Origin of the sequence: Mesorhizobium sp. M1B.F.Ca.ET.045.04.1.1, from assembly GCF_003952465.1 — a bacterium.
GTDB classification, from domain to species: Bacteria; Pseudomonadota; Alphaproteobacteria; order Rhizobiales; family Rhizobiaceae; genus Mesorhizobium; species Mesorhizobium shonense.
In genome coordinates, this window is sequence record NZ_CP034448.1 from 7,114,527 (window position 1) to 7,139,693 (window position 25,167).

Below are 25,167 nucleotides of genomic sequence, written 5' to 3' on the forward strand. Positions count from 1 at the left end.
CAAAGCCCTCGGTAGGTGACTGGGGCTACGCGACGTGACCGGAATGGAGTTCCTGCCGGTTCTTTTCATGGTCGCCGGAATTGTTCTGGTGGCGATGGTTACGCTTTTTGTCTCCTCGCTGCTGCGCCAATCCAATCCCTATCCAGCGAAGAACATGCCCTATGAATGCGGCATGGACCCGGCGGGCGAAGCCGCCGGAGGCCGCTTCAGGGTGCAGTTCTTCATCCTCGCGATCCTCTTTGTGGTCTTCGATGTCGAGACGATGTTCCTCTTTCCCTGGGCCGTTGTCCTGAAGGAGATCGGGCTGGTGGGCTATGTCGAGATGTTCATCTTCATATTGCTGCTTCTCGTGGGCTTCGCCTACGCCTGGCTGAAGGGGGCGCTGGAATGGGAGGCGTAAACAACGCGATCCGCGACAGTGTGCTGTTCACCACGGCCGACAGCCTGATCAGTTGGAGCCGAAGATCAGCGCTGTGGCCCGAAACCTTCGGCATTGCCTGCTGCGCCATCGAGATGATCTCGGCGGGATGTGCCCGCTACGATCTCGACCGCTTCGGCGTGGTGTTCCGGCCCTCCCCGCGCCAGTCCGACGTGATGATCATTGCCGGCACCATAACGCGGAAATTCGCGCCCGTGGTGCGACGGCTCTATGACCAGATGCCGGAGCCGCGCTGGGTCATCGCTATGGGCACCTGCGCCATCTCGGGCGGGGTCTACAACACCTATGCGGTCGTGCAGGGGGCCGAGACCTTCGTGCCGGTGGACGTGCATGTGCCCGGCTGCCCGCCGCGGCCCGAGGCGCTGATGCACGGCTTCCTTCTGCTTCAGGAGAAGATCAAGAAATCCAGGGCGCTGGCCGGGACGCCCCTGGACCGGGTCGCGGTGCCATGAGCGTGGAGACGCCCCTCATCCGCACCCTGATCGCCGAACGTTTCGAGGGGGCAGTCAAGGAGCTTGGCTTCTCGCATGGAATCCACGTTTTCGCCGCTCCGCCTGACATGATCGTGGCGCTCTGCCGGTTCCTGAAGGAACACCCGGCGCTGCGGTTCGATTTCTTGTCCGACATCTGCGGGGTCGATCACTACCCCGAGGCGCCGCGTTACGAGGCGGTGTACCACCTCTTGTCGCTGCCGAACAAATGGCGCGTGCGGATCAAGTGCCGCTTAGGCGATCCGCCGCGGGTCCCGTCGGTGACGGGGGTCTGGCGCACCGCCAATTGGCATGAGCGCGAGGCCTGGGACATGTACGGGATCAGGTTCGAGGGCCATCCCGACCTGCGCCGCATCTATATGTGGGAAGGGTTCGAGGGCTTCCCGCAGCGCAAGGACTTTCCGCTCCGTGGCTACAGGGACAAGCTGAATCCGTTTGGCGCCGAAGGCCCGCCGCCGACGCAGCCCGACCTTGCCACCAAGGACATTCCATAGGGAGGCCGTTTCACACCGGGGCTTGAGATGACCGAAGTCACGGAACTGAGTTGGCCGGAATCCGATGCGCCCCACACCAGGGAGGTGCTTCTCAACCTCGGCCCGCAGCATCCCAGCACGCATGGGGTCCTGCGGCTCGTCCTCCAGTTGGACGGCGAATATGTCGCCCGCGTTGACCCGCATGTCGGCTACCTCCACCGCGGTACCGAGAAACTGGCAGAAAGCTTCTCCTACACCCAGATCTTCCCGCTGACCGACCGGCTCGACTACCTCTGCCCGCCCTCGAACAACCTTGCCTTCGCACTGGCGGTGGAGAAGCTCCTGGGCATCGAAGCGCCGATCCGCGCGCAATATATCCGCGTGCTGATGGCTGAACTGGCGCGGATATCCGGTCATCTCCTGATCACCGGCGCACTCCCGCTGGACCTGGGCGCCATGACCGCGCTCCTTTACGCCATGCGCGAACGCGAAATGATCATGGACCTGTTGGAGATGATCAGCGGGGCGCGGATGCACACCTCATTCTGCCGGGTCGGCGGTGTGCGCGAGGATCTGCCCGACGGATTCTTCCCAAAGATCCGCGAGTTCTGCGACATCTTCCCGAACCGGATCCGCGACTATGAACGGCTGGTCGATAACAACCGGGTGTTCCTGAAACGCACGCAGGGAATCGGTGTGATTTCGGCCGAAGACGGCATCGATCTCGGCCTGAGCGGCCCGAACCTGCGCGCCTCAGGCGTCGACTGGGATATCCGCCGCGACGAGCCCTATGAGATCTACGACCGGCTCTCGTTCAACGTCATCACCCGCGATGAAGGCGATTGCTACGCACGCTGGCGATGCCGCGTCGAGGAAATGCGCGAGAGCGTACGGATCATCGAGCAATGCCTCGACCAGATGCCCGACGGGCCGTTCCAGATCGACATGGCGACAGTCGCCTTCCCGGTGGACAAGGATCGGGTGCACTGCTCGATGGAGGCGCTGATCCAGCATTTCGACCTGTCGGCCTATGGCTTCAACGTGCCTGAGGGTGAAGTCTATTCGGCGATCGAGGCGCCAAAGGGCGAGCTCGGCTTCTACATCATCAGTGACGGGTCGCCGAAACCCTTCCGCATGAAGGTCCGGGCACCCTCGTTCGTCAACCTTCAGGCACTCTTTGGGGTCACCAACGCACGTTACCTGGCGGACATGATCGCCGTGCTCGGCAGCCTCGACCCCGTGATGGCGGAGGTGGACAAATAGCAGGGATTTGGACGCGATGAGCATGCGCGAAAAGATCGAAGAGGCGGCGTCGCGGTACCCCGACCAGCGCTCGGCGATCATGCCTGCGCTTCTGATAGCTCAGAAAGAACGTGGCCACCTGCCTGGCGCGGTGCTGGAGGAGGTCGCCGACATCCTCGGCGTCGAGCGAATCTGGGTCTATGAACTGGCGACCTTCTACACCCTCTTCCATACCGAGCCGGTCGGCATTTTCCACCTGCAGCTCTGCGACAATATCTCGTGCATGCTGCGGCGATCCGAGGACTTGCTGAGGCACCTGGAGGAGGTGCTCGGCATCAAGAAAGGCGGCACGACCCCAGACGGGCTGTTCACGCTTTCGACCGTCGAATGCCTCGGCGCTTGCGAGATGGCCCCGGTGATGCAGGTCGGCGACGACTATCACGGCGACCTCGACATCGCGCAGATCGACGCGCTCCTGGACAGGCTGCGCACGACGATGCGGCAGGCGACTGGCGCCGGTCTCGCCGCCGCGGGCCCGCCGGGAGAATAGCGCCATGTTCGAACCGGTCCTTCTCAGGAACGTGGACGTGCCGGATGGCCATCTGCTCGCGACTTATGAGGCCGGCGGGGGCTACCAGGCGCTGGCCAAGGCGCTGCGGGAGCACACGCCCGACGAGATCATCGACCTCGTCAAGAAGTCCAACCTGCGTGGGCGCGGCGGAGCCGGATTCCCAACCGGAGCGAAATGGAGCTTCGTGCCCAAGCGTGCCAGCAAGCCGAAATACCTGTGCTGCAACGCCGATGAGGGCGAGCCGGGCACCTTCAAGGACCGGATCATCATGGAGCGTGACCCGCACCAACTGATCGAAGGCATGGCGATCAGCGCCTACGCGATAGGAGCTGAAACCGCCTATCTCTACATCCGCGGGGAATACACGCTGGCGATCTCGCGGCTGGAGCAGGCGATCGCCGAAGCCCATGCGAAGGGCTATCTGGGAACACGGATCCTGGGCTCGGATTTCAGCTTCGTCATGCACATCCATTGTGGCGCCGGCGCCTATATCTGCGGCGAGGAGACCGCGATGCTCGACTCGCTCGAAGGCAAGCGGGCGCAGCCGCGTCTGAAACCGCCGTTTCCGGCCGTCGAAGGGCTCTACGCCAGCCCGACCGTGATCAACAATGTCGAGACGCTGGCCTGCGTACCGCATATCGTGGCGAGAGGACCGGACTGGTTCCGCGGCATCGGCCCGGACAAGAGTCCCGGCCCGAAGCTCTATTGCCTCAGCGGACAGGTGCGGAAACCGGGCCTTTACGAGCTGCCGATGGGGATACCACTGCGCGAACTGGTCGAAGACTGCGCCGGCGGGCCGCTGCCGGGGCGCAAGCTCAAGGCGGTGATCCCAGGCGGGGTCTCGGCGCCGATGATCCCGGAGCGCGGGCTGGACGTGGGGATGGACTTCGACTCGCTGGCCGCCGTCGGCTCGATGCTCGGCTCGGCCGGGGTGATCGTGATCGACGACTCGACCTGCGTCGTCAAAGTCGCCACCCGGATCATCGAGTTCTTCCACCACGAGTCCTGCGGCAAGTGCACACCCTGCCGCGAAGGGCTGAACTGGGTCGTGAAAGTGCTGCGCCGGGTCGAGGCGGGTCAGGGCGCGCCGGGCGATCTGGAACAGCTGGAGGCGCTCTGCAAAGGCATTTTCGGCAACACGTTCTGCGCTCTGGGTGATGGCGCGGCAATGGGCCTGCGGGCAGCACTGGTGCATTTCAAGCATGAATTCGTCGCGCATATCGAGGAGCGGAGGTGCCCGTTTCACTGAGGAGGGCGCAGCGAGAAGACCGCGAGGAAAGCCATGGTTCGCGTGACAATCGATGAACGAACGCTGGAAGTGGAGGCGAGCTCTACGGTGCTCCAGGCGGCCGAGCGTTTGGGCATCGCCATCCCGACCTTCTGCTATCTGAAGCGGCTGCCGGCGCTGGCCTCCTGCCGCATGTGCCTGGTTGAGATTGAGGGGCAGCGGCGGCTGCAGCCTTCTTGCGCCACCGCGGTCACCGAGGGGATGGTGGTGCGGACGAACACGCAGCTGATCGACGAAACGCGCTCTTCCATGCTCGACATGCTGCTCGCCAACCACCCCCTCGACTGCCCGATTTGCGACAAGGGCGGCGAGTGTGAGCTTCAAGACATGGTGATGGCGTACGGGCCCCGCACAAGCCGGTTCCGCGATGCCAAGCGTGTGTTTCACTCCGAGGACATCCGTCTCAGCCCGGTCATCATCATGAACGTCAACCGCTGCATCCAGTGCCAGCGCTGCGTCCGGATGTGCGAAGAAGTCGTCGGCGCGGTCGCATTGGGCACCGTCGAGAAAGGTATGGATACCGCTGTCACCGGCTTCGAGGGCAGTCTCGCGAGTTGCGACCAGTGCGGCAATTGCGTCGAGGTCTGCCCGGTCGGCGCGCTGATGAGCTTCCCGTATCGCTACAAGGCGCGGCCCTGGGATCTGGTCGAGACCGACACAATCTGCCCGCATTGCGGCACCGGCTGCCAACTGACCGTCGGCACACGCAAGGGCGAGTTCATGCGGGTCCGCTCGAAGGTAGAGCACGGAGTCAACCGCGAAACGCTCTGCGTGCGCGGGCGCTTCGGCCTCGACTTCGTCGGGAGCGAGGACCGGATCAAGCGGCCGATGATCCGTCGTGACGGGGGCCTTGTTCCGGTTTCCTGGGACGAAGCCGGTGACTACCTCCGCCGGCGGCTGTCGGCCGTCGCCGGAAAGGCCGCAGGCGGGCTAGCCTCGCCGCGCCTGCCAAACGAGGTGCTTTATCAGTTCCAGAAACTGATGCGCACGGCTTTCCGGACCAACAATATCGACTGCTCCTCGCGCTGGTCCACGCCCTTTGATGTGCTCGGCCCGTTGGTAGCCGCCTTCTACACGCGCGCGCCGCTGGAGGAGGTGATCGGCAACGATTGTGTGCTTGTCGTCGGCGGCAACGTTACCGACGAGAACCCGGTCACCGAATATTTGCTGCGGGATGGTGCGCGCCGGCGACAGACCAGGTTGCTCATGCTTTCGGCGCGGCCATCCCGTCTGGACGCCGATGCGCGGGCAGTCGTTCGCGTGCGGCCGGGCGGTGAGGCTCAGGGGCTTGCCGCGGTGGTGACCGGACTGGGAGCAGCTGGTCAGGCATTGCCGGGCGACGAATTTGCGAACATCGTCGCCACAACCGACGGGCCGGCGGCGGCCACCGACAGTGACGGTCCGGACCGCCTGACCGCAGCGCTGCTGCAAGGCCGAAGCATCACCGTGCTTGTCAGCGCCGACCTCCTGAGATCGCCCCTGGCGCGCGCGACGATGCAGCAGCTCAGCAACCTTTTGCAGGTTCTCCGCGTGCTCGGTAAGGGTCCGGCGATGCAGTTCCTCTTCGACCGTGCCAACCAGCTCGGCGCCTGGGACATGGGCGTTCTGCCGACGGCGCTGCCAGGGCTGCGGGCGCTGGCCAATGATGCAGCACGCACAACTCTCGAGCGGGCCTGGAACGCCGAAATCCCGTCTGAACCGGGCGTGGATTTCGACGCCATGCTGAAGCTTTGTGAGAGGAAACGAATGGGTGCGCTCTATATCGCCGGCAGCGACCCCCTGATGTCCTATCCCGACCGGCGATTCGTGCAGCGGGCGCTTCGTGCCGCCGATCTCCTGATCGTGCAGGACACGTTCCTCACGGATACGGCGGGCCTAGCGGATGTCGTGCTGCCCGCGGCGAGTTATGGCGAGGAATCCGGCACGTTTACCAACAACGAAGGCCGCACCCAGAGGGTCGGCAAGTTCCGCGATCCCGCCCTCGAGGCGCGCGATAATCTGGCGATATTCGACTTCGTTGCGGCGCTTCGCGGCCAGGCGTTGCGGCCGTCGATCCAAGCCGAAATCTTCGGCGAAATTGCCCAGCTGGTTCGGGGCTACCAGGGGTTGACGCAGGACGGACTTGGCGCCGATGGAGCATTCACCAAGGCGGCCGCCTCAGCGCCGCCGGCAGGCGAGTTCTTCGCTCCCCCGCCAGCCCTTATTGCCACCGGCGGGCTCATGCTGGTCACCGGCAACTGCCTGTTCCACAACGGATATCTTTCCGAGCACTCGGAGGTCCTAAATACGGTCGCGGATGACCCATATGTCGAGATGAGCGCGGAAGATGTGGCGCGGCTTGGCCTTTCGGATGGCGATCAGGTGGTCGTGCGATCTACCCACGGCGAAATGACGGCGAAGCTCAAGGTCAACAAGCGTTTTCCCAAGGGTCTCCTGTTCGCTCCCGAGAACTACAGAGCCCTGCGTCTCAACAGTCTGCTGCGGCGGGGCGAATACCCATGTCCGGTGCAGGTTGAAATCGCGCACCCCGCTTTCGAGATCGCCACTCTCGCTAACGACGGGGCGCGGCTTGGCAATCCGGGCTGAGGCACCACGGGTTCCCTGGCAACCTATCCTCTGCACCTTGAGCCGGCGATCAGTGATAGCCGGTCCCGGCAATGTAATCGTACAGCACCTGCTCGTTGCTCATCAATTCTTCAAGGCGGTGCTTGACCACGTCGCCGATGCTCACCACCCCGACAGGCGCGCGGCCATCCATGACCAGCACATGGCGCGTGCGCCGTTCGGTCATGATCGCCATCACCGAGGGCAGGAAATCCTGTCCCGAACAGGTCGCCACACTGCGGTTCATGATTTCAGCGACCCGCATCAAGGGCGCCTCGGTCCCGTATTCAGCCACCGCATTGCAGCAGTCCCGCTCCGACAGCGTACCCAGGCAATCGCCGGGGAAACGGCTGACGACCACGAAGCCGATGTTGTTCTCCCGAAACAGCCGTAGCACTTCCACCATCGTCTGACTCGGAGTGACCGAAACGACCTCGGGAGCCTTGGCCTTCAAGATTTGGCAGACCAGCATATGAGCCTCCTGTCTGCGCGCTCCGGCTTGCCAGTTGGCGCGCCTTCATGTTCGTCGAATATTTCGCCACCAGTTGTACCCCTGCGGCTCGCTCGTCTCGACCAGCACGTCCTGTTCGGTATTCAGTCGTGCGGCGACCACGCCGCCGCCGGTCGTCGCCTTGCCCGGCTTGCCGAGCAGATCGTCACGCCCGATCACCAGGTCACGCGAGGAAAAACTCGAGAATTCGTACTGTTGGCCAAGCGCGATCGCGTCCGCCGGACAGGCGTCCTCGCACAACCCGCAGAACAGGCACCGGGCCATGTCGATCTCGAATTTTGCCGGGTGTCGATTGCCCTTCTCGTCCTCGTAGGGGACGACTTCGATGCAGTCGCAGGGACAAATCCGCGCACAGAGTTCGCAGGCTACGCATTTGATCTCGCCCTCGTCGTCGCGTTTCAGGAAGTGATGCCCGCGGTAACGCGAATAGGGCAACCATTTTTCCTTGTCCGGATACTGCATGGTCACGGGTCTGGAGAACATGTAGCCGAAGGTCAGCGCCAAGGCGTTCGTTAGATCGGCGAAGAACGCCCAGCCGATCCATGTCCCAGTTCTGTCCAGTGCGCGCGACATCGTCGCCTCGTTGCAACCCCTAAAGGAAAGCAACACCGGTTATGATTATGTTCGCCATCGACAGAGGAAGCAAGACCTTCCAACCGATCGCCATCAACTGGTCGTAGCGGTAGCGCGGGAAAGTGAAGCGGAACCAGATGAACAAGTAGACGAAGACAGCGACCTTGAGCAGGAACCAGACGAGCGGTGGCAATGGGACCAGCACGCCGTTCCAGCCGCCGAAGAACAGGATCACCGCCAGGACCGATGTCAGAAGCATGATGGCGTATTCGCTGACCATGAAGAACGCAAAGCGGATACCGCTGTATTCGGTATGGAACCCGGCCCCCAGATCGCCTTCCGCTTCCGCCAGGTCGAAGGGAATGCGCTGCGATTCGGCCAGCCCGGCGACGAAGAACACGAAGAACCCGACCGGCTGGTAGACGATGTTCCAGACATCGGCTTGCGCCCGCACGATGTCGAGCAGGCTCATGGATTGCGCAAGCATGACCACGCCGATGACCGCGAACCCCATCGGGATCTCGTAGCTGATCATCTGAGCGCAGGTTCTGAGGCTGCCCAGGACAGCGTATTTGCTGTTTGCCGCCCAGCCGCCGAAGATGACGCCGTAGACCTCAATCCCGATCACCGCAAAGACGAAAAGGAGCGCCACGTTCATGTTGGAAACGTAAAGAGTGATCCTAGTGCCGAGGACCGAAACGGAATCGCCGAAGGGAACCGCGACAAACACCACGAAGGGCGGGGCGAGCGCCAGGATTGGCGCCAATTTGAACAGGAAGCGGTCCGCCTCGGCCGGGATGTGGTCCTCTTTGGTCAAGAGCTTGACCCCGTCCGCGACCGGCTGCAGCAGCCCGTGCCATCCCACTCGCATCGGCCCCATCCTCTGTTGCATGTGCCCCGCGACCTTGCGTTCCACCCAGGTCAGCGGCAAGGGCAGCAGCAGCAGGATCGCAATCAGCAACGCGACCTTGAAGACGATCAGCCCAAGAGCAACGACAAGTTCCATGGTCCGAGGCCACTCGTTCACGGGATCGGACCCGCGACCCGATTAGCACTGCGCGGTCGTTGGCTGCGCGGGAACGGCAATTGCCAACCGCAGCGCACCTTGTGCGATAGTATCACAGCCTTGCCATCACTGGCTACGATGCGCGCGACGCGGCGCTTGGACGGAGCGGCAGGGCGAAACGAACTGCCATTTCAATATTGTCTCGTACATTTTCGATAGAGCGCCTATCCTTGCGTCAGATCAATCGTGAAGCTCGTGGCGACGCCCGCGCTTCCTACCAGTTTTGCCTGGCACCTAGCGTTTGGGACTGAGTGTTGCGCGGCGCGGCAACAGCGTCAGGGGCGACCCATGCAGCTCAGTTCAAGCAGTTTTGCTAACGGTGCGACGATCCCGCGGCGTTTCACCTGCGACGGTGAGGATCGTTCCCTCCCCTCGGCTGGACTGGCGCTCCGGCCGGCACCCGCAGCTTTGTCCTTCTCTGCGATGATCCAGACACGCCGGCGGGGATCTGGCATCACTGGGCGGCCTATGACATTGCGGCCGATTGTGTAGAGTTGGCCGAAGGCGCTGCCCAGCACCGCGGCAAACAAGGCTTCAAGCAGGCAACCAACGATTTCCGGCGACCAGGTTACGGTGGTCCCTGCCCACCGCATCGCCATGGCAGACACCGCTATCATTTCCGGTTGCTTGCGCTGTCGATTGATCACCTGCCGCTCGGCAACAACCCATCGTGTCAGGCGGTCGAACGAGAAGCGCGCAAGCATCTCCTCGCCGAGGCGGTTCTCGTCGGAGTATATGCGCGATGATGGTCTTCGCTCGTGTGGACTCCAGCAATTGAGCAAGGCCTGCGGGTCATGAGCGGCATGACTGATCGTGATGGGCCCGGCTGGTACGCGTCATGCGGATCTTTCTCTGTGGCGATGTGATGACGGGGCGAGGCATAGACCAGGCGCTTCCACATCCGTGTGACCCTCGTCTTCACGAGCGCTATGTGCAATCGGCCATAGACTATGTCCGGATGGCGGAGGCGGCGAACCAACCGATACCGACGCCAGTCGACTTCCCCTACATCTGGGGTGCAGCGCTGCAGGAATTGGAGCGGGCGCGGCCGGACGCGAGCATCATAAATCTCGAAACCAGCATTACGCGCTGCGACGCCTATGTCGCCAAGGCCATCAACTACAGGATGAGCCCCGAGAACGCCGGCTGCTTTGTCGCCGCGGGGATCGACTGCTGCGTTCTCGCTAACAATCACGTTCTTGATTGGGGGCGCGCCGGGCTGCTGGAGACCCTGGCAACGCTCGAGCGTTTGCAAATCAAGACCGCTGGAGCGGGGCGCAATGCCGCCCAAGCAAGCGCCCCGGCGATTTTGGCAGACACCGACGCGGGGCGCGCACTTGTTTTTTCGTTCGCCTCGAAGACGAGCGGCGTCCCTCGACATTGGGCGGCGACGCATGACCGGGCCGGAGTGAACTTTCTACCTGCGCTTTCCGATGCGACTGTCGCAGCGATCGCCGATCTGGTGGCTGCGGACCGACGAGAAAATGATGTGGTCGTGGTCTCCCTTCATTGGGGACCAAACTGGGGCTATGACATCCCGGAGGAACAAAGGTGGTTCGCCCACGAACTGATCGACAGGGCGGACATATCCATCGTTCACGGCCACTCATCGCATCATGCCAAATCCATCGAAGTGTACCGGAACCGCCTCATTCTTTATGGCTGCGGCGACTTCCTGAATGACTATGAAGGCATCAAAGGCCACGGGCAATTCCGGCCTGACCTTGCCCTGATGTATATCGCCGACCTTGGTCCTCGAAGCGATCTGGTCGCGCTCGAACTGGTGCCCTTCCAAATCCGCCGTTTCCAGCTCATCCGCGCGGCTAACAGGGACGTTGCCTGGTTGCAGCAGACCCTGGACCGAGAAAGCGGGCAGTTTGGTACGGGCGTCGGAACTGCGCCAGGGGGAAGGCTTGCGCTGTCCTGGCCGACAATGTGAACTGGTGGTGGGCACGGTCATCCAATTGAGCTACGGTGCGCAAAGGAGCTCCGCAGAAAGTGGTCGTAGTTTCGCCAGGTGCGACCAGCGGCCCAACTTCACTGCTTGGAAGCACGCGTTTCTTGTGAATGGCGCTCGTTGCCATGACCACGCCGATCGTCCTGCCTTGGCCGTTGCAAAGCCTCTTTGAGGCGATAACGCGGGCGGTGCTGCAGCCCGGCGACCGGCCTCACATCGATTTCTCGCGACCGATCGGCGAGGCCGGACTGATATCGCCGGACTCCGTGTCGTGGCGCGTGTTCAAGAACCCGCTTTCGCTGTTCATCGGCGGCGTCACCGCCGTGATCATGGAGCTTGCAGAACCGCGCGTGCGCACTGGCGTATGGGAGCATACGTCTTTCCGCCTGAATCCAATTCGGCGACTGCACAGCACGGGGCTCGCTGCCATGGTGACGATCTACGGTTCCCGCACCACGGCCGAGGCCATGATCGCCCGCGTTCGGCGGATACACGACCGGGTCACAGGCGTGACATCGTCTGGCGAAACGTATTGCGCCAATGACCCCGACCTTCTGAACTGGGTTCAGGGCACGGCGGCGTACGGCTTCGTCCAGGCTTATCACACCTATGTGCGGCAGCTCTCCGCATCGGAGCGCGACCGCTGTTATGCCGACGGCGTTCCCGCCGCGCGCCTTTTCGGCGCCACGGGCGCGCCGGGATCGGAAGCCGAGCTTGAAGCGCTGTTCCATGCGACAGCCGGACGGCTGGAGCGCTCGGCCATTGTGCTCGAATTTCTCGCCATCATGCGTTCGGCGCCTATCCTGCCGCTGCCGCTGAGGCCGGCACAGCACCTGCTGGTAGCGGCTGCCGTTGATCTGGTGCCTGATTGGATGCAGGCGCTGTTGGGGCTCACCGGGCACGGCTTGCACAGGTGGGAAGCCGAGGCAGTCCGGCAGGCAGGGGCTTTGGCGGATCGCCTCGTTATGGAAACCAACCCGGCCGTTCAGGCCTGCCGGCGGATGCGCCTTCCGGCCGACTATCTGTATGTCCATCGCAGCGCAGTCGATGCCCGCCCATGATTGTCTTGTTCACGGATTTCGGCTTGGATGGCCCCTACACGGGTCAGATGAAGGCTATGTTGCACCAGATGGCGCCGGGCATCCCCGCGATCGACCTCTTCTCCGACGCGCCGGTCGGCAATCCCAAGGCGTCGGCCTACCTGCTGGCGGTCTACGCGCAGTGGTTTCCTGCGGGGACCGTCTTTCTCTGCGTCGTCGATCCAGGCGTCGGAGGGACGCGCCCGTCGGTCATCGTCGAGGCCGACGGTCGCTGGTATGTCGGCCCCGGCAACGGCCTGTTCGAGCTGATCCAGCGCCGCGCGGCTGATACGTTCATCTGGGATATCGACTGGAAGCCAAAGCGCCTGTCTGCCAGCTTTCACGGGCGTGACCTGTTTGCCCCGGTCGCGGCCATGCTGGCACGCCGTGAGCCTCCGCCCGGCAGGCCGCGCCTGGATGAAGCAGATCGCCGTAGAGACTGGCCGGAGGACCTCGCCGAGATCGTCTATATCGACCATTTCGGCAATGCCATGACCGGCCTGAGAGCGGCCAGGCTACCGGCAGGCGCGAGGCTCGCCGCTGCAGACCGCGTGCTGGAGGGCGCGACGACCTTCGGCGATCGGCCGCCGGGCACGGCCTTTTGGTACGAGAACTCGAACGGACTTGCAGAGATTGCTGTCAATCAAGGGCGCGCGGACGGCGAGCTCGGTCTCGCGATCGGCAGTCCTGTGAAGATCGTCCTTTGAACGAAACCGGTTGTCCGTCACGGCGTTGATCTATTGCGATGCGCAAATCAACGAAACGAGGCCCGGGCGCCGATCTGCCGAAGCTGCAAAAAGGCAATGACAAGGCGCGGGCGAAGACCGGCAACAAACGGCTTGCCGAGCAGACTCGCAAGGTTCTGGCCAAGCACTATGCGAGCAAATACCGGGTGAGGTGATAAACGCGATCGCTATCCCGGAATGAGCACGAAGGGAGGTTGTCATGACCGATGGTATTGCTCAGAAAACCTGTACGCCCTGCCGCGGCGGTGTTGCGCCGCTAACGCAGGAGGCAGCCGAGGGCTATCTGTCCCAGACCCCTGGCTGGGAACTGGAGGAGGCGCGCCTGCTGCGCCGCAACTTCAAATTTGCGGATTTCCGTCAATCGCTCGGCTTCGTCGACAAAGTTGCCCGATTGGCGGAAGAAGAAGGGCATCATCCCGACATCTGCTTCGGCTGGGGTTATGCGGCAGTCTCGCTGCAGACTCACAAGATCAAGGGATTGCACGAGAACGACTTCATCATGGCCGCGAAGATCAACCTCATCGCCGGTTCGTAGAGAGGTGCTCGGCACCCAACGATCGGAACGGACCCAAAAGTTCGCGTTGATGATCGGCCGGTTAGCACGTCTTCGTCCCACGGTTCCTGCTATCCATTTGTATCACAATAGGTAGCACAATATGCGACACAAAAGCGCCTTTAGGCGCAAGCACCTTCGTCGATTACCACAATTTACACACTAAAATCAGTTGGTTACGTGAGAAGGCGATGGTACCGTTGGCTGGGCTCGAACCAGCGACCCCCAGATCCACAATCTGGTGCTCTAACCAACTGAGCTACAACGGCACATCCGCCTGAGCGCAACTCGAGAAGAAATCATTCTCCGCGTCGGCTCTGTCGTCGGCGATGCGTCCAATACGGGCTATCAGAGTCTAATTCAAGGCCTTTGATGAGGCAAAGGCCGGTTCGGCGCACCGGGCACCATTTATCCAGGCCAAAGAAAAGGCCGGCGGGAGGAGGTGCCGGCCTTTTCCTGTTACGAGCCAGCGGGAGGAGGAGCTGGCTGGTCACCCCGGAGAGAGAAGGGAGGAGGTTTCGCCCTCCGGGTATTCATCCGATCAAATCGTCGCACATCTATTTGTCTGACGAAATGCGACGTTTTGATGCATCGTAAGGTTGCGGCCTGGAATCAGGCCGCCTTGCTGTCCTTGAACGCCTTCTCGAAAGCGGTCTTCACCGGCTTGGAGACGTCCTCGACGGCCTTGGAAGCAACGGTCTGGAAGTCCTTGGCCTGCTCGACGGCCATCTCGGCGCGCTTGCGCAGGAAGGCGGTCTGCAGCTCGACGACCTCGGAGAGCGTCTTGGCGCCGACCAGGGCTTCGAGATGCGAGAAGCTGGCCTCGGCGTTGGCGCGCAGGATGGCGATGGTCTTGAGCGACAAGTCGCCGGAAACGGTCTTGGCGGTCTCGTAGGTCGACTCCAGAACCTTCTGGGTCTCCTCGGCGCCGTTCTTCAGCTTGGCATAGGCCTCTTTCGACTGCTCAACGCCCTTCTCGGCGAAGGCGCGGATCTGGTCGGTGGCCTTGGAAGCGTCGAAGCTCGGGAATTCAACGTTCTCGATGGTCTCAGCGGTCTTGGCAGTCTTGGACATTTTCCAACCTTTCGGGATAGCGGCTTTGACAGAAAGCCGTCTCGTTCATGTATGATGGCAATATAAAGGCAGTTTTTGTGCAATGCAACATCTTTGTTGCAGCGCACCATGAAAATCGCCCCGCCGTTAACCACGAGCCCAGAGATTTCGGTCGTTGCACGGCATGGCTTGTGGACCTTCGTCCCGTACGCTTTTATTAACAAAGCGTTAACCGAAAATGCCCGCTTGCGGAGGGTTCGCCAGCGCATGCCGCCTGAAAACTACTCCTTCCTCGACGTCGCCGTGCTCGATGCGGTGCGCCAGCGCTTTGCCGCCGGCGACGCGCTTGCCATATTGTCGGCCGACCTAGAGCAAGTGATCTGGGCCAACGGGCCAGGTGCCGCGGTGTTCGGCTATCCGGATATCGAGGCCATCATCGGCGCCTCGGCGCAATTGCCGCTGATCGCCAGGCGGCAGATCATGGCGACCAGCGGCTTTCCGGACATCGGCAGCGACCGCGCCATCACCGTCAGGCTGGCGACCGGCATAGTGAGCCGTGCCGTCGGCTTGCTCGCCAGCGCGGTTACGATGCCGGACGGCGAAAAGGCGATCATGCTGGCGATGCCGGCGGCGCAGACCGGTTCGCGCAGTGCGGACGAAATCGCCAGCCGCGCCATCGGCGGCTTCACCGAGGCTGGGCATTTCATTGCCTTCGTCGATGCCCAAGGCCACATCGAGGCGGCTTCGGAGGGTTTTATCGCGCTCGGCATCAAGCCGGAGACCCTGGCTGCCCTTGTCGCGGACGTGGCAAGCGCTGGAGACCGCATCGTCAAGCGCCTTGTTCCCGGCGCAAACACCTCCTACCCGGCCGGTTTCGCGCGGCTCACCGAACAGCGCCATCTGCTGGTGGTGATCGACGAGGAGCAACTCGACGGCCGGCAGGACGATCGGCCTGGCGGCGATCAGGCGGCAGCGTCGGAAAGCGCGTCCACCATCTCCGAAGACAAGAGCGCCGCCAGCGAAGCCGAGCCCGCCCGCGAGAACGATACCAGCGTCGAGGCAGGCAAGCAGGCTGACGATACCGGCCCCGCGCAGCATGACCATTGGTATTTCAACGCCGGCGGCGACGACGCGGGGCGGCCCGAACCGGAAGCGCCGGCACGGGTCGAACCGACGGATGCCGCGGCCGAAAGCCAGCAGGACGCCGCCGAAATCGCGCCGCCGGCAGAGCCGGCCGCGGCTCGCGCTATCGACCGTTCGGCGCCGCCGCTGCGTTTCGTCTGGCGCACCGACGCCGAAGGCAAGTTCAGCGCGCTGTCGCCGGAATTCGCCGACATCGTCGGCAAGCCGGCCGCCGATGTGATCGGCCGCCGCTTCAGGGATGTCGCCACGACTTTCGGTCTCGACGCATCGGGCGAGATCGCCACCCTGCTCGAGCGGCGCGATACCTGGTCGGGGCGCTCGGTGCTTTGGCCGGTGGCCGGCATGGACCTGAAGATCCCCGTCGATCTGGCGGCGCTGCCGGTCTATGGCCGCAGCCGCGCCTTCGAGGGTTTTCGCGGCTTCGGCGTCGCGCGCAGCGCCGACGCCGTTGTCGATCCGGAAGCGCTGGGCATGGCGCTTGTGCCCAATGGCGCCGCACCGGCCAAACCCGAACCTGCCGCCGGGCAGTCGGCGGCCGAGCCGCCGAAACCCGCCGACCCGTTCCAGGGCGAGGTGCCGGCGCTGACTATCGTGCCGAAGCCGGAGCGGCGCTATGCCGACAAGGTGATCCGCCTGGCCGAGCACAGGCAGCCGGCCAACGACAAGCAACCGGGAAATGACAGGCAGCCGGGACCTGACAAGGGCCTGTCGATCCTCGAGCGCAGCGCCTTTCGCGAGATCGGCGAGCGGCTGCGGAAGGACAGTTCCGGCCCGGCCGAGCCGACGACTGGCGAAACCGCCGGCGCTGAAAAGCAGCCTGATGCGACCACGCCCGCCGACAAGGCCGGTCCCGCGGCCGAGCCGAAGGCCGGCGAGAGGAAGACCGGCGAATATGATCTGAACGCGCCCGACGCGACCGGGCAAGAGCCTGCCCCACGGGAAGATAATCAAGCGCAGCCCGAGGCCGTCGAGACGGCTGAGGCGGAGACCGAGGCGGAAGATCAGAAGGACCTGGCTCGGCTCGACGGCACCGACGATGCTTCCGAGACTGCCGGTGGGGAAGACGATACGCCACCCGCGTCCGGTTCGCTGCTCAACTATGCCGGGCGCGAGAAGACCGCCGATGAACCGCCGGCCGAGGCGCCTGACGCCGGCGCTGACGACGACAGCATGACCGCCGACGATTTTCGCGACGCGGAAGACAGCGAGGACTGGGCCGGACCCGACAGCGCCCTGCCCGAAGCTGGACAGCCCGGCGAAGGCAAAGCGGCGTTACCGGAACGGCCGCGCCTCACGGTGCCGCTGCTCAAGCTCGAAGGCTTCGTGCCGTCGGCTTTCTCCACCGGGGAGGAATCCAGGGCGCCCGACACGTCGATCATCGCCAGGCTGCCGGTGCCGCTGCTCATCCATTCCGGTGATGTGCTGCATTACGCCAATCACGCGTTCCTCGAGCTCACCGGCTATGACACGCTGGAGGTCCTTGCCGATGCGGGCGGGCTGGGCGCGCTGTTCGCCGACCATTACGCCGACGATGGCGAGGCCGACGAAAGCGACCGTTCACTGAAACTCACGACCCGCCAGGGTCAGGAATTCCCGATCGATGCGCTGCTGCGTTCCGTGCCGTGGCGCGGCGGCAAGGCGCTGATGCTGGTGGTGCGCCGCTCGGGCGAGGACGAGGCGCCGGCGGCGCATTTCAGCGCGGCGAATGACGAGCCGAGCCAGCAGCCGGACGTTTCGGAGCTCAAGTCGCGCATCGCCGAAATGCGCACCATCATCGACACCGCCACCGACGGCGTGGTGCTGATCGGCCGCGACGGCAATATCGGCTCGATCAGCCGCCCGGCGGAAGCCCTGTTCGGCTTCGACAGCGACGAGATCGCCGGCAAGCCCTTTGCCTCGCTGTTCGCCATCGAAAGCCAGCGCGCGGCGCGCGACTATCTGGCCGGCCTTTCCGAGCCGGGCGTGGCCAGCCTGCTCAATGACGGCCGTGAGGTCATCGGCCGCGAGGCGCAGGGGCGTTTCATCCCGCTGTTCATGACCATCGGCAGGCTGCCCAACGACAGCGGCTTCTGCGCCGTCGTCCGCGACATCACACAGTGGAAGCGCGCCGAGGAGGATCTCACCCAGGCGCGCGCCGTGGCCGAGCGCGCCTCCTCGCAAAAGACGGATTTCCTCGCCCGCATCAGCCATGAGATCCGCACGCCGCTCAACGCCATCATCGGCTTTTCCGAACTGATGGTAGACGAGAAGTTCGGCCCGATCGCCAACGACCGCTACCGTGACTATCTGCGCGACATCAACCGCTCCGGCAATCACGTGCTCGACCTCGTCAACGACCTCTTGGATATCTCCAAGATCGAGGCCGGCCAGCAGGAGATGGCCTACGAGGCGGTGTCGCTCAACGACACGCTGGCCGAGACGGTGGCGATGATGCAGCCGCAGGCCAACCGCGAACGCGTCATCATCCGTTCGAGCTTCGCCTCGCGACTGCCGGAAGTGGTGGCGGACCTGAGAAGCGTGCGCCAGATCGCGCTCAACATCCTGTCCAACGCCATCCGCTACACGCAGGCCGGCGGCCAGGTGATCGTCTCCACCGCTTACGAAGCCTCCGGCGACGTCGTCATGCGTGTGCGCGACACCGGCATCGGCATGACCCAGGCCGAGATCGAGCAGGCGCTGAAGCCGTTCAAGCAGATCAATGCGCTGAAGCGCGGCCGCGGCGACGGCACCGGCCTCGGGCTGCCGCTGACCAAGGCGATGGTGGAGGCCAACCGCGCCCGTTTCACCATCACCTCCACGCCCGGCGAAGGCACGCTGGTCGAGGTCGGCTTCCCCTCGACGCGCGTGCTGGCCGAATAGTCGAGCCCAAAAGAAAAAGGCGTCCAATGGACGCCTTGAAAGATGGGATTGCTGTCACAACGGGGGCTTGAGCGAATCTGATCCTCAGGGGACGAGGAACGGGATTTCTCCCTCAAGTTACACGCGACTATCGGCGCCGTCCCTTAACAAGTCCTTACCGGAGGCCGAAAAATTTACGAATGTGTACCACTCGTGAAATCTAGGTAAATTCGGGAGATAGATTTCATTAACCATGCCGAGGGCGTTTGACGGCCTGACATCTCGCATGCCTTGGAAATTAGCCGAAGCCTCCCGACTTCGTCATTCTTGGGCGAAGCAGGAGCGAAGCTCGGTCGCGCAGACCCAAGGATCCATGCCGTTACCTCGGCCGAAGAGCGCAGCGGGAGCAGAATTCTGGACCGCTGCAGCGCCTTGATGTCACGGCATGGATCCTATGGCTGCGCCGCGTCGCTGCGCTCGAAGAGACAGTGTTTTCGGCCAATCTCGAACGTTGCCAACAAACCGCAAATCTCTGCCGGCAACAGGCTACAATCTGGAACTAATCCGCCAACTGCGGCAAATTCCTGAACAGCTCGAGCGCTTCCGGATTGGCGAGCGCTTCCATGTTTTTGATGGCGCGGCCGTGGACGACGTCGCGCACCGCGAGTTCGGTGATCTTGCCCGATTTGGTCCGCGGGATATCGGTGACGGCTACGATCTTGGCCGGCACATGGCGGGGGCTGGCGCCGGTGCGGATCCTGGCGCGGATGCGTTTTTCCAAATCCTCGTCGAGCCTCACGCCGGCGGCCAGCCGCACGAACAGGACAACGCGCACGTCATTGTCGAAATCCTGGCCGATGCACAGCGCCTCCAGGATTTCCGGCATCTGCTCGACCTGATTGTAGATCTCCGCCGTGCCGATCCTCACCCCACCCGGATTGAGCGTGGCGTCGGAGCGGCCATGGATGATCATGCCGCCATGCGCCGTCCATTCGGCGAAGTCGCCATGGCACCAGATATTGTCGAAGCGCTCGAAATAGGCCGCGTGATATTTCTTGCCTTCCGGATCGTTCCAGAAGCCGATCGGCATCGACGGGAAGGCTTTCGTGCAGACGAGCTCGCCCTTCTCCCGCCGGATCGGCCTGCCGTCATCGTCCCACACATCGACAGCGAGGCCGAGACCCGGCCCCTGGATCTCTCCGGTCCAGACCGGTTCTATCGGCACGCCGAGCACGAAGCAGGAAACGATGTCGGTACCGCCCGAGACCGAGGCCAGGTGCGCGTCCGTCTTGATGCCGTCATAGACGAAGCGGAAATCCTCCGGCGACAGCGGCGATCCGGTGGAGGAGATGGTGCGCACGCTCTCGAGGTCGTGGCTCGTGATGGGCTTCAGCCCCGCCTTGCGGACGGAATCGATGAACTTCGCCGAGGTGCCGAAATGGGTCATCTCTTCCGCATCGGCGAAATCGAACAGCGTGTTGCCGTCAGGATAGAAGGGCGAGCCGTCATAGAGAAGAAGCGTCGCCCCCGAGGCGAGGCCCGAGACCAGCCAGTTCCACATCATCCAGCCGCAGGTGGTGAAGTAGAAGAAGCGATCGCCGTCGAGCAGGCCGGCATGCAGGCGATGCTCCTTGACATGCTGGATCAATGTGCCGCCAGCCGAATGCACGATGCATTTCGGGATCCCGGTGGTGCCGGAGGAGAACAGGATGTAGAGCGGGTGCGAAAACGGCAGCCGCTCGAAGGCGAGGGGCTTGGCGGCGAAGGGCGAAAGCGCTTCTTCGAGCGCCGCTGCCTTGTCGATGGTGGCGGCGACATCGGAGGACGTGCCGAGATAGTCGACGATCAGCACCTTGCGCACCGTCGCGAGTTTCTCGGCCACCACGCGGACCTTGTCGGCGACCTCGATGGCCTTGCCGTTGTACCAATAACCGTCGGGCGCGATGAAGACGACCGGCTCGATCTGGCCGAAACGGTCGAGCACGCCCTGTTCGCCGAAATCGGGCGAACAGGAGGACCAGACCGCGCCGATCGAGGCTGCGGCCAGCATGGCGGCGACGGTCTCGGGCATGTTGGGCATCATGGCGGCGATGCGGTCGCCCTCTCCGACCCCAAGCGACAGGAAGAGCTGCTGCAGGCGCGAGGTGAGCGCATGAAGCTCATTCCAGGACAGCCGGTGCTCGACCTTGTCCTCGCCGCGAAAGACGATGGCCAGACCGCCGCCGGTCTTCTTCAAGAGGTTCTCGGCGAAATTGAGCTTGGCGTCGGGAAAGAAGGCCGCGCCCGGCATCTTCTCGCCGTCGATAAGCGCCCGCTCGCCTTTGTCGCCGACAAGCCCGCAAAAATCCCAGACCAGGCTCCAGAACGCCTCGCGATCGTCGATCGACCAGCGATGCAGCTCGGCATAGCTGGAAAAAGCCTTCCCCGATTTCGCTTCGGCAGCTTTCATGAAGGCGGTCATCGGCGCGGAGGCGATCTTGTCCTGCGTCGGCGTCCACAAGGGGGTGTCGGCGGCCATGATCGTTCCTCCCAGGGCGCGTCGCGATTGCGGCAGTTAAGCCTGACGTCGCCTACGTCGTTGTCCCAAAACCGGCGTGCCGTTGCGGGGCCGGACGGGTCTATCGCTTATGCATACCGCAGCGCAGCAGAGCAAGATTTTGTTGGAATGGCCGACAAGGATGCGGCGCAAATGCCATTGCAGGGCCATAAAGACTTGAAAAGCGTCGGCGCTCGGTTACACCCGTCGGGCGATTTGTCGGCAATGGAAGCATACGGGGCGAAATGCCATCATCTTTGATCCGGCGCGGGGTATGGGTGATCGGTGTTGCAGTGCTGGTCATCGCGCTGGCCGTCGCCGCCCTGCCGCTGATTGCCTCGACGCGGATCGTGCGCGACCGTATCGCCTGGGAATTGAGCGCCTGGAGCGGTTTTCGCGTGACGATCGACGGCTCGCCGCGCATCGAGGTGTGGCCGAAGTTCCGGGCAATCCTCAGCGACGTGACGCTGTCGCAATGGACAGAGACCGACGCGCCGCCGGTGGTCGAAGCCGAGCGTGTCGAAGTCGACCTCTCCGCCATGGCCGCCTTGCAAGGCGACGTGGCGTTCTCGACGGCGAGACTGGTGCGGCCGACGATCAGGGTCCAGCGCACGGCGAGCGGCCTCTATTTGCCGCCGCTGCCCTCCGGCGGCCGCATCACGCGCTCGATCGACACGGCGCGCGGCGTGGTCACCGCGAACCCGCAGAAACCCGACCTCGGCAGGCTGCCTTCCGATCCGTTCGGCACCGTCGAGTTCCGCGACGGCCGTGTCGTGACCTCGGCGGGCGGCAAGGAAACCGAGATCCTGAGCAGCCTCAGCGGCCAGGTGAACTGGGCGGCGATGAACAGCGACGCCTCGCTCACGGCGACCGGCATATGGCGCGGCGAAAGCGTCCAGATCGACTTTTCCTCGGCGAGGCCGCTGGTGCTGTTTGCCGGAGGCGTCGCGCCCGTCACCCTCGCCTTCAAGGCGGCGCCCGCCACCCTCTCTTTCGACGGCGTGGCGTCGATGTCGGAGAACGCCTATCTGGACGGCCAGGCGAAATTCGCCGCTCCGTCGCTCAGACGCCTGCTTGAATGGTCACAAGCCGGCATCGCGCCGGGTGCCGCGATCGGCTCCGTCTCGGTCGCGAGCAAGGTGACGGCGTCGGCGGGACGGGCGAAATTCGAGAACACGACGGTGGCGCTGGACAACAACCCCGGCATGGGAGCGCTGGACTTTTCGTTCAGCGAGGCCCTGCCCGTCATTTCCGGCACGCTTGCCTTCGACACGCTCGACCTTCGATCGTTCCTTTCTGCCTTCACACCGATCACTCCCACCGGCGAAGCAGGCCCCGGCGAGATCGACACCAGCTTCGCCGACAAGATCAACCTCGATCTCAGGCTGTCGGCGGCGCACGCCACTGCCGGCCCGATACAGCTCGCCGATGTCGCCGCGACCGCGCAGGTCAAGAACGGGCTTGCCGTCTTCGACATCTCCGACGCCTCTGCCTTTAACGGCAACATCCAGAGCAGCCTGCGTTTCGACCGCAAGCCTGACGGCACCCAGGTCGAGATGCGGCTTTTGGCGTCGGACGTCGACACCGGCGCCTTCGCCACCGCGGCCGGGATGACGCGGCTGGTGCCGGCCGGCACCGGAACGGTCTCGATCATCCTCAAGGGGCCGGGCAAGGCCTGGGACTCGATCTTCGAGAACGCCGACGGATCCTTCTCGGCGACGTTCGGGCCGGGCTCGCTCAACGGCCTCAACCTGCCTGCCTTCCTCAAGCGCAACGAACAGGGCGGGTTCTTCGCGCTTGGCGATGTCGCCGACGGCTCGCTGCCGATCGACGGCGCCGAGATCAAGGCAAGCATCTCGAAAGGCGTGGCGCGGCTGGACAAGGCCGAGGTCAATTCACAGAAGTACAAGATCTGGCTTTCCGGCATCGCCTCCTATGCCGGGCGCGGGCTGGCGCTCTCCGGCGGCATCATCCCGACCGGGCAGCCCGCGCAGCAACAGCCGGCGCAGCAGCCAGCCGCCAGCGGTCAGGCGGCGGTGCAGGCGCCGCAGCCCCCAAATCAGTCGTTGTTCTTCGTTGGCGGCAACTGGAGCACGCCGTTCATCTCGCCGATCAGCCGCGGCGTTTCAGGTCAATAAGCAAGTTTCTGGAAAAGCGCGTAGCGGCTCTCCGTCAGGATCGCATAGGAGGGCGAGGCGCAAGCAGCACCCGCCCCTTGTTCCTCACCCGCGCTGCGCCGCCTGCTCGTCGCGCTGGCGCTGGACCTCGCGGCGCTTGTTGGCGATAGAGGCGATGATGACGCCGATCGCGACCACCGCGATCAGTATGGTGCAGGCGGCGTTGATCTCCGGCGTCACGCCAAGGCGCACCTGGCTGTAGATCTTCATCGGCAATGTCGTTGCGCCCGGGCCGGAAGCGAAGCTGGCGATGACCAGGTCGTCGAGCGACAGCGTGAAGGCCAGCATCCAGCCTGAGATGATCGCCGGCATGATGACCGGCAAGGTGATCTGGAAAAAAGTCTTCACCGGCGGCGCGCCGAGGTCCATCGCGGCTTCCTCCAACGAGCGGTCGAAGGAGACCAGCCGCGACTGCACGACGACGGCCACGAAACACATGGTGAAGGTGGTGTGGGCAAGCGTTACCGTGAAGAAGCCGCGGTCGAGCCCGACGGCGACGAACAGCAGCAGCAAGGACAGGCCGGTGATGACTTCCGGCATGACCAGCGGCGCAAAGACCATGCCGGAAAACAGCACCCGCCCCCTGAAGCGCGTATAGCGCGTGAGCGTGATCGCGGCCAGCGTGCCGAGCACGGTCGCAGCGGTGGCCGAAATGAAACCGACGCGCGCCGTCACCCAGGTGGCGTACATCAGGCCCTGGTTGTGGAACAGCGAGACGTACCATTTGGTCGAGAAGCCGCCCCAGACGGTGACGAGCTTCGATTCGTTGAAGGAAAAGACGATCAGCAGCACGATCGGCAGGTAGAGGAAGGCAAAGCCGAGCACGATCGAAGTGATGTTGAAGCGGCTCCAGCTGGCGTTCATTTGCCTTGCTCCTGGGCGCGCGCCTGGGCCTGCTGGAAGAACATGATCGGAATTGTCAGCACCAAAAGCAGGATAACGGCCACCGCCGACGACACCGGCCAGTCGCGGTTATTGAAGAACTCGTTCCACAGCGTCCTGCCGATCATCAGCGTCTGCGAGCCGCCAAGCAAGTCCGGAATGACAAACTCCCCGACGGCCGGGATGAAGACCAAAAGACAGCCGGCGATCACGCCGGGCAGCGACAGCGGGAAGGTGATCTTCCAGAAGGCGCCGGCCGGCGGGCAGCCAAGATCCTGCGCCGCCTCGATCAGCGAATAGTCCATCTTCTCCAACGACGAATAGAGCGGCAGCACCATGAAGGGCAGGTAGGAATAGACGATGCCGATGAAGATCGCGTTGTAGGTATTGAGGATCTGCAGCTTGTCGCTGATGATGTGCAGCGACAAAAGTAGCTCGTTGAGCAGCCCTTCGGGCTTCAGGATGCCAATCCAGGCGTAGACGCGGATCAGGAACGAGGTCCAGAACGGCAAGATCACCAGCATCAGCAACATCGGGCGCACCGTTGCCGGAGCGCGCGCCATGCCATAGGCGATCGGATAGCCGACGATCAACGTCAGCACGGTCGATATCGCTGCGATGATGACGCTCGTCACATAGGCGTTGAAGTAGAGCGCGTCCTGGATCAACAAGGTGTAATTGTCGAAGTTGAGCTCGCGGAACCCGGCGAAGAATCCGGAAATACCGTCGCCGAAATCGAGCACCGGCGTATAGGGCGGCATGGCGATCGCCGTCTGCGACAGCGAGATCTTGAAGACGATGATAAAAGGGACAAGGAAGAAGAACAGCAGCCAGACATAGGGGATGATGATGACGAGGCGATCGACGAAACCCTTCGCCAGCCTGGTCGGCAATGCTGCAGCGGTTGCGGTCGGTGGAGAAGCCGTGGCGGCGATGTTGGTCATG

General features: G+C 63.4%; 21 protein-coding genes, 1 tRNA gene and 1 pseudogene. 15 read left to right on the forward strand and 8 right to left on the reverse strand.

Features of this window, described 5'->3' with window-relative positions; all coding sequences use genetic code 11:
* Nucleotides 1-34 precede the first annotated feature (34 nt).
* The 7 genes from EJ071_RS35170 to nuoG are packed head-to-tail and all read left to right on the forward strand — an operon-like array spanning nt 35 to nt 7,090.
* Nucleotides 35-400, forward strand: a complete 366-nt coding sequence (locus EJ071_RS35170) for an NADH-quinone oxidoreductase subunit A (RefSeq protein WP_126101952.1) — start codon at nt 35-37, stop codon at nt 398-400.
* On the forward strand, nt 388-891 hold the full coding sequence (locus EJ071_RS35175; protein ID WP_111547966.1) for an NADH-quinone oxidoreductase subunit B: 504 nt from the start codon (nt 388-390) through the stop codon (nt 889-891). The genes EJ071_RS35170 and EJ071_RS35175 overlap by 13 nt, the downstream gene beginning before the upstream one ends.
* Complete coding sequence (locus EJ071_RS35180; protein ID WP_126101953.1) at nt 888-1,424, forward strand: NADH-quinone oxidoreductase subunit C; 537 nt, start codon at nt 888-890, stop codon at nt 1,422-1,424. The genes EJ071_RS35175 and EJ071_RS35180 overlap by 4 nt, the downstream gene beginning before the upstream one ends.
* Nucleotides 1,425-1,451: 27 nt before the next feature.
* On the forward strand, nt 1,452-2,666 hold the full coding sequence (gene nuoD, locus EJ071_RS35185) for an NADH dehydrogenase (quinone) subunit D (protein WP_126101954.1): 1,215 nt from the start codon (nt 1,452-1,454) through the stop codon (nt 2,664-2,666).
* A gap of 16 nt (nt 2,667-2,682) precedes the next feature.
* Nucleotides 2,683-3,195, forward strand: a complete 513-nt coding sequence (nuoE, locus tag EJ071_RS35190) for an NADH-quinone oxidoreductase subunit NuoE (RefSeq protein WP_126101955.1) — start codon at nt 2,683-2,685, stop codon at nt 3,193-3,195.
* A gap of 4 nt (nt 3,196-3,199) precedes the next feature.
* On the forward strand, nt 3,200-4,465 hold the full coding sequence (gene nuoF / locus EJ071_RS35195) for an NADH-quinone oxidoreductase subunit NuoF (protein ID WP_126101956.1): 1,266 nt from the start codon (nt 3,200-3,202) through the stop codon (nt 4,463-4,465).
* A gap of 33 nt (nt 4,466-4,498) precedes the next feature.
* Nucleotides 4,499-7,090 carry an NADH-quinone oxidoreductase subunit NuoG gene (gene nuoG / locus EJ071_RS35200; protein WP_126101957.1) on the forward strand — a complete coding sequence of 864 codons (2,592 nt, stop codon included), beginning with the start codon at nt 4,499-4,501 and terminating at the stop codon, nt 7,088-7,090.
* A 49-nt stretch (nt 7,091-7,139) separates the two neighbouring features.
* Here nuoG and EJ071_RS35205 read toward each other — a convergent pair whose 3' ends face one another.
* Genes EJ071_RS35205 through nuoH form a run of 3 tightly spaced genes read right to left on the reverse strand, consistent with a single transcriptional unit; the run spans nt 7,140 to nt 9,198 of the window.
* On the reverse strand, nt 7,140-7,580 hold the full coding sequence (locus tag EJ071_RS35205; RefSeq protein ID WP_126101958.1) for a CBS domain-containing protein: 441 nt from the start codon (nt 7,578-7,580) through the stop codon (nt 7,140-7,142).
* Nucleotides 7,581-7,625: 45 nt separating this feature from the next.
* Nucleotides 7,626-8,192 carry an NADH-quinone oxidoreductase subunit I gene (locus EJ071_RS35210; protein WP_126101959.1) on the reverse strand — a complete coding sequence of 189 codons (567 nt, stop codon included), beginning with the start codon at nt 8,190-8,192 and terminating at the stop codon, nt 7,626-7,628.
* A 19-nt stretch (nt 8,193-8,211) separates the two neighbouring features.
* Nucleotides 8,212-9,198 (reverse strand): NADH-quinone oxidoreductase subunit NuoH, encoded by a 987-nt coding sequence (gene nuoH / locus EJ071_RS35215; RefSeq protein WP_126101960.1) that lies wholly within the window; start codon nt 9,196-9,198, stop codon nt 8,212-8,214.
* Between the two features lie 485 nt (nt 9,199-9,683).
* Here nuoH and EJ071_RS35220 point away from each other — a divergent pair.
* The 6 genes and pseudogenes from EJ071_RS35220 to EJ071_RS35240 form a co-directional block, all read left to right on the forward strand.
* A pseudogene (locus EJ071_RS35220) lies at nt 9,684-10,004 on the forward strand (YbhB/YbcL family Raf kinase inhibitor-like protein); the annotation flags it as partial.
* Nucleotides 10,005-10,096: 92 nt separating this feature from the next.
* The gene (locus EJ071_RS35225; protein WP_126101961.1) at nt 10,097-11,197 is read left to right on the forward strand and encodes a CapA family protein; all 1,101 of its coding nucleotides are present in this window, start codon (nt 10,097-10,099) and stop codon (nt 11,195-11,197) included.
* 143 nt (nt 11,198-11,340) lie between these two features.
* Nucleotides 11,341-12,276: an oxygenase MpaB family protein gene (locus tag EJ071_RS35230; RefSeq protein ID WP_126101962.1), complete on the forward strand. Its 936-nt coding sequence runs from the start codon at nt 11,341-11,343 to the stop codon at nt 12,274-12,276.
* Nucleotides 12,277-12,299: 23 nt separating this feature from the next.
* Nucleotides 12,300-13,001 (forward strand): SAM-dependent chlorinase/fluorinase, encoded by a 702-nt coding sequence (locus tag EJ071_RS35235; protein ID WP_210211893.1) that lies wholly within the window; start codon nt 12,300-12,302, stop codon nt 12,999-13,001.
* Between the two features lie 38 nt (nt 13,002-13,039).
* A complete protein-coding gene (locus EJ071_RS38880) occupies nt 13,040-13,195 on the forward strand; it encodes a hypothetical protein (RefSeq protein WP_189521338.1) in 156 nt (51 codons plus the stop codon).
* Nucleotides 13,196-13,239: 44 nt separating this feature from the next.
* On the forward strand, nt 13,240-13,575 hold the full coding sequence (locus tag EJ071_RS35240) for a 4a-hydroxytetrahydrobiopterin dehydratase (protein WP_126101964.1): 336 nt from the start codon (nt 13,240-13,242) through the stop codon (nt 13,573-13,575).
* A 210-nt stretch (nt 13,576-13,785) separates the two neighbouring features.
* Here EJ071_RS35240 and EJ071_RS35245 read toward each other — a convergent pair.
* Nucleotides 13,786-13,862: transfer RNA gene (locus tag EJ071_RS35245), tRNA-His, on the reverse strand.
* 343 nt (nt 13,863-14,205) lie between these two features.
* Complete coding sequence (locus EJ071_RS35250) at nt 14,206-14,667, reverse strand: phasin (RefSeq protein WP_059186110.1); 462 nt, start codon at nt 14,665-14,667, stop codon at nt 14,206-14,208.
* A 246-nt stretch (nt 14,668-14,913) separates the two neighbouring features.
* Between EJ071_RS35250 and EJ071_RS35255 the strand changes: the two genes are divergently transcribed.
* Entirely contained in the window at nt 14,914-18,648 is a 3,735-nt protein-coding gene (locus tag EJ071_RS35255) for a PAS domain S-box protein (RefSeq protein ID WP_126101965.1), read from the forward strand.
* A gap of 538 nt (nt 18,649-19,186) precedes the next feature.
* Here EJ071_RS35255 and EJ071_RS35260 read toward each other — a convergent pair.
* Nucleotides 19,187-21,145, reverse strand: coding sequence for an acetoacetate--CoA ligase (locus tag EJ071_RS35260; protein WP_126101966.1), 1,959 nt, complete (start codon nt 21,143-21,145; stop codon nt 19,187-19,189).
* Nucleotides 21,146-21,408: 263 nt separating this feature from the next.
* On the opposite strand from EJ071_RS35260, the gene EJ071_RS35265 reads away from it, so the two are divergent.
* The gene (locus tag EJ071_RS35265; protein ID WP_126101967.1) at nt 21,409-23,301 is read left to right on the forward strand and encodes an AsmA family protein; all 1,893 of its coding nucleotides are present in this window, start codon (nt 21,409-21,411) and stop codon (nt 23,299-23,301) included.
* An 84-nt stretch (nt 23,302-23,385) separates the two neighbouring features.
* Here the strand turns inward: EJ071_RS35265 and EJ071_RS35270 are convergent, their stop codons facing one another.
* Nucleotides 23,386-24,204, reverse strand: coding sequence for an ABC transporter permease subunit (locus EJ071_RS35270; RefSeq protein WP_126101968.1), 819 nt, complete (start codon nt 24,202-24,204; stop codon nt 23,386-23,388).
* Nucleotides 24,201-25,166 carry an ABC transporter permease subunit gene (locus EJ071_RS35275; protein ID WP_126101969.1) on the reverse strand — a complete coding sequence of 322 codons (966 nt, stop codon included), beginning with the start codon at nt 25,164-25,166 and terminating at the stop codon, nt 24,201-24,203. The genes EJ071_RS35270 and EJ071_RS35275 overlap by 4 nt, the downstream gene beginning before the upstream one ends.
* Nucleotide 25,167 lies beyond the last annotated feature (1 nt).